The sequence below is a fragment of the Streptomyces sp. NPDC006544 genome (assembly GCF_040611715.1).
Taxonomy (GTDB): domain Bacteria; phylum Actinomycetota; class Actinomycetes; order Streptomycetales; family Streptomycetaceae; genus Streptomyces.
Genome location: NZ_JBEXOV010000183.1, coordinates 1 through 7245 on the forward strand (window position 1 = coordinate 1; position 7245 = coordinate 7245).

Consider the following 7245-nt stretch of genomic DNA (forward strand, 5'->3'; position numbering starts at 1 on the left):
CGTCCTCGACGACGTCCTCGACGACGTCCGGAACGAAATCCCGCCACCCCATCAGCGACCGCCCGCATCACGCTCGGCCTGCTCCAGCAGGTCGTCGATCGAACCGATCTTCCCGCTGGACTTCAGCTTCTCCCCCGTGTCCGACCAGGTCTGCTTGATGTCCTCAGCGCTCTCTCGAAGGACTCCGGGCTGTCCGCGACCGGCCAGATCCACGGCATTCGCATCCGGAACGATCCCCGCCATCAGGCCGCCTCCCCGTTCACGACGACACCCGCCGGACCGTCCGCCAACGGAACCATCAGAGCGGCCCCCCGGAACTCCCCGAGCCGGCGTGCCGGGTCGCCCAGCCCGTCCCGTATCGCCGCGTTTTCTCCGGTCAGTTCCATGGCGTGTCCCCTCCAGCGCCGGTCAGCGTCCTAGAGCAACACGCTATCGGGGACCCCACCGGTTCCCGCAGGCCCCTCGCAGGTCCCCGTCAGGCGTGGTTGACCGGGAGGACGTCCGGGGAGAGGGCGCCCGCCCGGGCCGCGGCCGAGGTCATGCGCTTGCGGTGGTGGCGGCGGCACAGGACCTCGTAGCCGACCTCGCCCGCCGGGCGGTTCACGTCACCGACCACGACCTGGGCGCCCTCGACGACCATCTCGCCGCCCACGGTACGGGCGTTGTGGGTGGCGCGGGCACCGCACCAGCACAGGGCCTCGACCTGGAGCTGTTCCAGGCGGTCGGCCAGCTCGATCAGGCGCTGCGAGCCGGGGAAGAGCTTCGTGCGGAAATCCGTGGTGATGCCGAAGGCGAACACGTCCAGGCTCAGGTCGTCCACGATCCGGGCCAGCTGGTCGATCTGCTCCGGGGCGAGGAACTGGGCCTCGTCCACGATCACGTAGTCCGCCTTGCCGCCCTTGGACAGCTGGGCCACCAGGTACGCGTACAGGTCCATGCCCTCCGGCGCCTCGACCGCCTCCGTCACCAGGCCGAGGCGGGAGGACAGCTTGCCCTCACCCGCCCGGTCGTCCCGCGTGAAGATCACGCCCTGGAGCCCCCGCGCGTCACGGTTGTGGGCGATCTGGAGCGCCAGTGTCTTCTTACTGGGGCATCCGCCATGTCAAGCGAGCCGGGACCGCTCCCCGCAGCCCTGCGGCACCGTCCGACTCTCGGGCGCGAGAGTACGAGGGCCGCGCGCCCACACCGAGCCCGCCCAGGGGTGGCGCCCGGGACGGGTGGGTTACATCTGCTGGAGTCTGTCATTGGCTTCGCCGGGGGTGAACCGGGCCGGGTCGAACTCCACCCCGGAGTCAAGGCCAAGCCACCGCACGAGGTCGTCGTGCTCCGCCCGCGTCGGATCGGCGAGAGTCCGCTTGAGGTCTTCATAGGCCCCGGCGCCTCCACAGTCCTCAGGAGGGCAGGCGCCGGAACCGGCTACGCAGACGGGATAGCTCCGGTCCGCCTCGGCTGCGATCCGGTGCTCCACCGTGACGCGGTGGTCCCAGGAGTCACCGAAGTCGTACGTGTACGCAAAGCTCCCTCCCTCCTTGAGCAGGCCGCCGAGAGTGACGCCCCGCTCGTCCCCGAAGTCGAGCTCGGTGTTGGCCCGGCCGTACTGGACGCCGTCCACGGTGAAGGCGTGCATATGACTGTTCTCCCAGCCCATGACAGCCTGGATCACAGCATGCGCTTGGTCGAGCCGGGCCGCGGCCGGCACCAGCACACGTCGCCAGACCGCCGGTTCGACAATGTCCTCCAGATCGATGCGCAGCTGGAACACCGGTTCTCCGGGGAGCGGTTCGCCGCGCATCACGGCCACGGCCCGCCTGCCCTGACCGGTCAGCTCCACAGTGACATCGTCGCTTCGGAGGGCCCCGAGGGCCGCGAGGGCGTCGAGCAACAGCCGCACGTCACGGTCGTTGCTACCGCGCCAGCCCCGCAGCCGCTCGGGCGGCACATCGTCGAGGATGTAGGGAGCGGTCACTGCCTGCCACACCGCTCTGCGCAGCGCGTCGCCGGCGACCGGGCCGCGAGCCGCGTACAGCCGATGCAGCAGCGCCCGCAGGCCGGCGGCATACTCCTGCGAGAAGACCGACTCAACCCACCCCGAGACCAGTACGGCACTCCCGATACGCGGTACCGCTTCGAAGAGGGCGCTCCACAAGCCATCGGGCCGGTCGAGCAGCCGGGCGTTCTTCTTCACCGGGAGCAGACGGCCACCGGCAACCCTCAGCAGTCGGGCGGCCTTAGCCCATTCCGCCAACAGGTTGAGGTGGTACAGCTCCTCGCTGGACTTCGTCTTGAACATCCGGTCACCGATCACCGGGTCCATCTGGTCGCCGGTGCCCAACAGCTCCACCAAGGTCCGGGCGTCCGCGAGAGTGATGCGGCCGGTCTGCGTCAATTTCCGTCCCGCGCCGATCCACCCGACCAACTCCCGCACCTGTCCCACTGTCTTGCCATGAGACTCGTCCACAACCGCTCCGTTCCGTGCCCTCGCCGCCTCGCCGAACCTACCCTCCCGCACCGCCGTCAGCCGTAGGGTGCTTCCGGTGAGCGAGTACCAGTACTACGAGTTTCAGGCCCTCGACCGGCCGCTGAGCGGCGACCAGCGGGAAGCACTGCGGGGCGTCTCCAGCCGTGCCAGGATCACCGCCACCAGCTTCACCAACGAATACCACTGGGGCGACCTGCGGGGGAATCCGCGAAACCTGGTGGAGCGGTACTTCGACGCCCATCTGTACGTCGCCAGCTGGGGCACACGCCGGCTGATGCTCCGCCTGCCCCTACAGCGCCTGGCCCTGCGCAGCGTCCAACCGTACGGTCTCGGCCACCACGTCGAAACCTGGGCCACCCGGACCCACCTTCTCCTCGACCTCACCAGCGAGGACGAGGGCGGCGACCGGGTCGAGGGAGCCGACGATTCCCTGGCCGCCGTCATCGGAGTACGCGAGGAACTCGCCACCGGCGATATGCGGCCCCTCTATCTGGCGTGGCTCTCCGCCCTCTCTGCCTGGGAAGCCGAGGACGACGACGAAGAGGAGTACCAGTCCGCCCTGGAGCCTCCCGTCCCCGCCGGCCTGGGCGAACTCACGGCTCCGCAAAGCGCGCTCGCGGACTTCCTGCGCGTCGACACCGACCTGCTCGCTGTCGCCGCACAGAGCAGCACCGCGGCGCCGGAACCCGCGGCCAGCCTGACACGGAAAGAGCTCGCGCGACTCGTCTCCGCCCTCCCGGACGAGGAGAAGGACGCCCTACTGCTACGCCTCGCCCTCGGCCCGGAACCCCACTTGCACAGCGAACTCCTGCACCGTCTGCGGGAAACCTCCGCCCCAGCGACCGCACCCGGTCGCCGGACCGCCGCCCGGCTGCTGGATGCGGCGCACACCCGCCGCGCCGAGCGCCGCGGCCACGCCGAACGCGACCGGTTGCGAGCCCGCGCCACGCACCTGACCGCACTCGCCGCCGAGGCGGACGTCATCTGGAACCAGGCCGAAGCACACATCGCCTCCAAGAAGACCAGTGCCTACGACGCGGCTGTCGCCCTCCTTCGTGACCTGCGCGATGCCTGCGCTCACGCCGGACACGGTGTCGATTTCCAGCAGCGTCTGGGGCTCCTGCGCGACACCTACCGGAGCCGGCCCGGCCTCATCCACCGTCTCGACAGTCACGGTCTCCGGTAACTCGGCCGCCGGCATGGAAGAAGACGGTCAGGCGTGGTTGACCGGGAGGACGTCCGGGGAGAGGGCGCCGGCGCGGGCCGCGGCCGAGGTCATGCGCTTGCGGTGGTGGCGGCGGCACAGGACCTCGTAGCCGACCTCGCCCGCCGGGCGGTTCACGTCACCCACCACCACTTGGGCGCCCTCCACCACCATCTCGCCGCCTATCGTCCGGGCGTTGTGCGTCGCCCGGGCACCGCACCAGCACAAGGCCTCCACCTGGAGCTGCTCCAGGCGGTCGGCCAGCTCGATCAGGCGCTGCGAGCCCGGGAAGAGCTTCGTGCGGAAATCCGTGGTGATGCCGAAGGCGAACACGTCCAGGCCCAGGTCGTCCACGATCCGGGCCAGCTGGTCGATCTGCTCCGGGGCGAGGAACTGGGCCTCGTCCACGATCACGTAGTCCGCCTTGCCGCCCTTGGACAGCTGGGCCACCAGGTACGCGTACAGGTCCATGTCCTCCGGCGCCTCGACCGCCTCCGTCACCAGGCCGAGGCGGGAGGACAGCTTGCCCTCACCCGCCCGGTCGTCCCGCGTGAAGATCACGCCCTGGAGCCCCCGCGCGTCACGGTTGTGGGCGATCTGGAGCGCCAGTGTGCTCTTTCCGCAGTCCATCGTTCCGGAGAAGAACACCAGCTCGGGCATGGGGAGTACGGGGCCTTTCGGGCGACGGGGAACAGCAGGGGAGGCGCGGGGGGCGGGGAGCCGGGGGGGCGGGGCGTGTGTGCGGGGAGTCGTCAGGAGCGGATTTCGAGCAGCGGGACGAGCTGCTCGGCGGCGGTCATCGAACCGTGCATTCCGGTGAGTGCCGACTCGTTGGGCTCGTTGCGCGAAGCGGTGATCGCGACATCGGCCTGGGCCGCGGCGACCACGTCGCCGATCCGGCCGAGGACCCGCTCGTCGCACTCCCCCGGCGCCCCGAACCAGCCCAGCTCCAGGGCCTCTTCGCGACTGGCGATCCAGAAGCGGTCGCCGAGCACCTCGCGCCACACGGTCAGGACGTCGGCCTCCGCGCCCGGTACGGCGTACACGTGCCGGGCCCGGCCCTCGCCGCCCAACAGGGCCACGCCCGCGCCGAGTTCCCAGTCGTCGTCGTAGTCGATGCGGGAGTCCTCGTCGAACGGGACGTCCACCATGCCGTGGTCCGCGGTCACGTACAGCGCGGTGCGCGGCGGCAGCTGCTCCGCGAGCCGCTGGACGAGCCGGTCCACGTACATCAGCTGGCCGCGCCACGCGTCGGAGTCGACGCCGTGCCGGTGCCCGGCCCCGTCGAGCTCGCTGTAGTACGTGTACACGAGCGAGCGGTCGCCGGCCGAGAGGCGCTCGGCCGCGAGGTCCATGCGCTCCTCGCCGGTCATGCGGCCGAGGAACGTGCCGCCGCTCAGTGCGACCTTGGTCAGCGGAGTGGTCTGGAACGCGGGCGAGGACACCTGCGCGGTGGCCACTCCGGCCGCGTCCGCCTGCTGGAAGACCGTCGGGTACGGCTGCCAGGGCTTGGGCGAGGTCCACGGGTACCAGCGGAGCTGGTTCATCAGTTCGCCGGTGGCCGGATTGCGCACGGCGTAGCCGGGCAGGCCGTGGCGCGCGGGCGGCAGGCCGGTACCGACGGAGGCCAGCGAGGTGGCGGTGGTCGCGGGGAAGCCCGCGGTGATCGGCCGACCGGTGCCGCCGCGCGAGCTGCCGAGCAGGGAGGTGAGGTACGGGGCCTCGTCCGGGTGGGCCTTGATCTGCTCCCAGCCCATGCCGTCCACGAGGAACACGCAGTTCCGGTCGGCCGGCGTCAGCTCGGTGATCACGGGCTCGAAGCCGGCCACGCCCTGCCCAGCGACCAGGGTGGGCAGCAGGTCGGCGAGCGAGCCGGCGCCGTACTGCGGTACGGGGGCGCCGGCGAGGTCAAGGAGTTCCGGCTCGTCCTGCCAGCTCTGCGCGGCGGAGTACGCCATCAGCGGGCGGGGCCGGCGGACGTGGCCGCCGTGGCCTCGGAGAGGGCCTGGGCGAAGAGGAGGGTCTGGCGGACCGCCTCCGGGCCGTCGCCCGCCTCGCTGACGCGCAGGCTGAGGTCGTCGGCGGTGGAGTTGCCGGTGTAGCCGTGGTCGGAGTCGCAGTTGGGGTCGCCGCAGGCCGCGGGCTCCAGGTCGATGCGCGAGACCGCGCCCCAGCCGATGGTCAGGACCACTTCGCGGGGCAGGGTGCCCGGAGTGTAGGACTCGGGGTTGGCCACGACGCGGCTGAGCACCACGGAGGAGATGCCGGACAGCTTGACCGACTCGGTGGAGGTCGTCGCGTACGGCGAGGGGGACCCGGCGTCGGCGGCCTGCTCGTCGGTGTGGCTCACGATGAAACGGTTGCCCGTGAGGACCAGCACGGTGACGTGCCGGCGCACCTCGTTGGAGTCGAAGGTCGTCTCCTGGTGGACCAGGTAGGACGAGATCGGCTCGCCGCCCACCGCGGCCTCCACTGCCTCGGCCACGAGGGCCGGGTAGTAGCCGCTGCGCTCGATCGCCGTGCGCAGCCCCTGGGTCGTCGTACCGGATTTCGCCATGGGGTCCATCCTAAGGCGTCTCGGGGCCGCCCCGGCCGCCCCGGGCGCCGCCGGTACGGGCTCAGTAGCTGGGCAGGGTCCGCGGACCGAGGTCCCCGCGGGCCGGAGGGTGGGCGACGCGGACGGTGGAGCTGAGGACGGACAGTCCCTCGGCGGCCACGACCACCGGTTCCAGGGCGACCCCGACGACCTCGGGATGGTCGTCGACGAGCCGGGACAGGCGCAGGAGCAGTTCCTCCAGCGCGGGGGTGTCCACGGGGTCGCTTCCGCGCCATCCGAAGAGCAGCGGGGCGGCGCGGATGGACCGGATCAGGCCCGCCGCGTCCCGGTCGGTGGCGGGGACGAGCCGGTGCGAGGTGTCGCCGAGCAGTTCGGAGGCGACTCCGGCGAGCCCGAAGGAGAGGACGGCGCCGGCCGCGGGGTCGATGACGGAGCGGACGACGGTGTCGACGCCCCGGGGCACCATCGCCTGGACCACGGGGAGCAGCTCCTGCGGCTTGCCGAGCGCGCCGGTGAGCTCCGCGTAGGCGCGGCGCAGGCCGGTTTCGGTGGTGAGGTCGAGGCGTACGCCGCCCAGGTCGGCGCGGTGGCGCAGGTGGGCGGCGGTGGTCTTGAGCGCGACGGGGTAGCCGAGAACCTGGGCGGCGCGGGCGGCGGCGTCCGCGCTGGGGGCGGGGAGGGTGGAGTGCACCCGGATCCCGTAGCGGCCGAGCAGCTCGCGGGCGTCGGGGTCCTCCAGAGTCAGGACCTCCCGCTCCCCCAGGCCGGCCAGCAGGCGGGACACCTGCGCGGCGGCGCCGTTCTCGTCGATGTCCTCGTACTCGGGCACCTGCCCGGGTTCGGCGGTGGTCCGGCGCCACTGTCCGTACCGGACGGCCTCGGCGACGGCCTTCACGGCCCGCTCGGCCGCGGGATGTCGACGACCCATCGACGCTCCCTCCGTAGTTGAACGATCGCTCACAAAATAGCATGCGCGTGCCCCGTGGGCGGGCCCACCGAGGGCGG

General features: G+C 71.6%; 8 protein-coding genes and 1 pseudogene. 1 reads left to right on the forward strand and 8 read right to left on the reverse strand.

Annotated features, from left to right (window positions below; all coding sequences use genetic code 11):
* Nucleotides 1-51: 51 nt before the first annotated feature.
* The 4 genes from ABZY44_RS37060 to ABZY44_RS37075 all read right to left on the reverse strand — a co-directional run bounded on the left by ABZY44_RS37060 (nt 52) and on the right by ABZY44_RS37075 (nt 2509).
* The gene (locus tag ABZY44_RS37060; RefSeq protein WP_356661864.1) at nt 52-243 is read right to left on the reverse strand and encodes a hypothetical protein; all 192 of its coding nucleotides are present in this window, start codon (nt 241-243) and stop codon (nt 52-54) included.
* Nucleotides 243-386, reverse strand: a complete 144-nt coding sequence (locus ABZY44_RS37065; RefSeq protein WP_356661866.1) for a hypothetical protein — start codon at nt 384-386, stop codon at nt 243-245. The genes ABZY44_RS37060 and ABZY44_RS37065 overlap by 1 nt, the downstream gene beginning before the upstream one ends.
* An 89-nt stretch (nt 387-475) precedes the next feature.
* Nucleotides 476-1075 (reverse strand): thymidine kinase, encoded by a 600-nt coding sequence (locus ABZY44_RS37070; RefSeq protein ID WP_356661878.1) that lies wholly within the window; start codon nt 1073-1075, stop codon nt 476-478.
* Between the two features lie 147 nt (nt 1076-1222).
* Nucleotides 1223-2509 carry a plasmid pRiA4b ORF-3 family protein gene (locus ABZY44_RS37075; protein WP_356661868.1) on the reverse strand — a complete coding sequence of 429 codons (1287 nt, stop codon included), beginning with the start codon at nt 2507-2509 and terminating at the stop codon, nt 1223-1225.
* Nucleotides 2510-2534: 25 nt separating this feature from the next.
* On the opposite strand from ABZY44_RS37075, the gene ABZY44_RS37080 reads away from it, so the two are divergent.
* Nucleotides 2535-3665: a hypothetical protein gene (locus tag ABZY44_RS37080; RefSeq protein WP_356661870.1), complete on the forward strand. Its 1131-nt coding sequence runs from the start codon at nt 2535-2537 to the stop codon at nt 3663-3665.
* A gap of 27 nt (nt 3666-3692) precedes the next feature.
* Here the strand turns inward: ABZY44_RS37080 and ABZY44_RS37085 are convergent, their stop codons facing one another.
* The 4 genes and pseudogenes from ABZY44_RS37085 to ABZY44_RS37100 all read right to left on the reverse strand — a co-directional run.
* The gene (locus ABZY44_RS37085) at nt 3693-4343 is read right to left on the reverse strand and encodes a thymidine kinase (RefSeq protein ID WP_356661872.1); all 651 of its coding nucleotides are present in this window, start codon (nt 4341-4343) and stop codon (nt 3693-3695) included.
* 92 nt (nt 4344-4435) lie between these two features.
* Nucleotides 4436-5641, reverse strand: a complete 1206-nt coding sequence (locus ABZY44_RS37090; protein ID WP_356661874.1) for a nucleotide pyrophosphatase/phosphodiesterase family protein — start codon at nt 5639-5641, stop codon at nt 4436-4438.
* A complete protein-coding gene (locus ABZY44_RS37095) occupies nt 5641-6249 on the reverse strand; it encodes a DUF5998 family protein (RefSeq protein WP_356661876.1) in 609 nt (202 codons plus the stop codon). The genes ABZY44_RS37090 and ABZY44_RS37095 overlap by 1 nt, the downstream gene beginning before the upstream one ends.
* A 52-nt stretch (nt 6250-6301) precedes the next feature.
* Nucleotides 6302-7156, reverse strand: a pseudogene (locus ABZY44_RS37100) (acetate--CoA ligase family protein); the annotation flags it as partial.
* Between the last annotated feature and the right edge of the window lie 89 nt (nt 7157-7245).

Excerpts from the sequence above, each read along its gene's own strand:
- ABZY44_RS37060 (WP_356661864.1), bottom strand. The coding sequence starts at position 243 with ATGGCGGGGATCGTTCCGGATGCGAATGCCGTGGATCTGGCCGGTCGC.
- ABZY44_RS37065 (WP_356661866.1), bottom strand. The coding sequence starts at position 386 with ATGGAACTGACCGGAGAAAACGCGGCGATACGGGACGGGCTGGGCGAC.
- ABZY44_RS37085 (WP_356661872.1), bottom strand. The coding sequence starts at position 4,343 with ATGCCCGAGCTGGTGTTCTTCTCCGGAACGATGGACTGCGGAAAGAGC.
- ABZY44_RS37090 (WP_356661874.1), bottom strand. The coding sequence starts at position 5,641 with ATGGCGTACTCCGCCGCGCAGAGCTGGCAGGACGAGCCGGAACTCCTT.
- ABZY44_RS37095 (WP_356661876.1), bottom strand. The coding sequence starts at position 6,249 with ATGGACCCCATGGCGAAATCCGGTACGACGACCCAGGGGCTGCGCACG.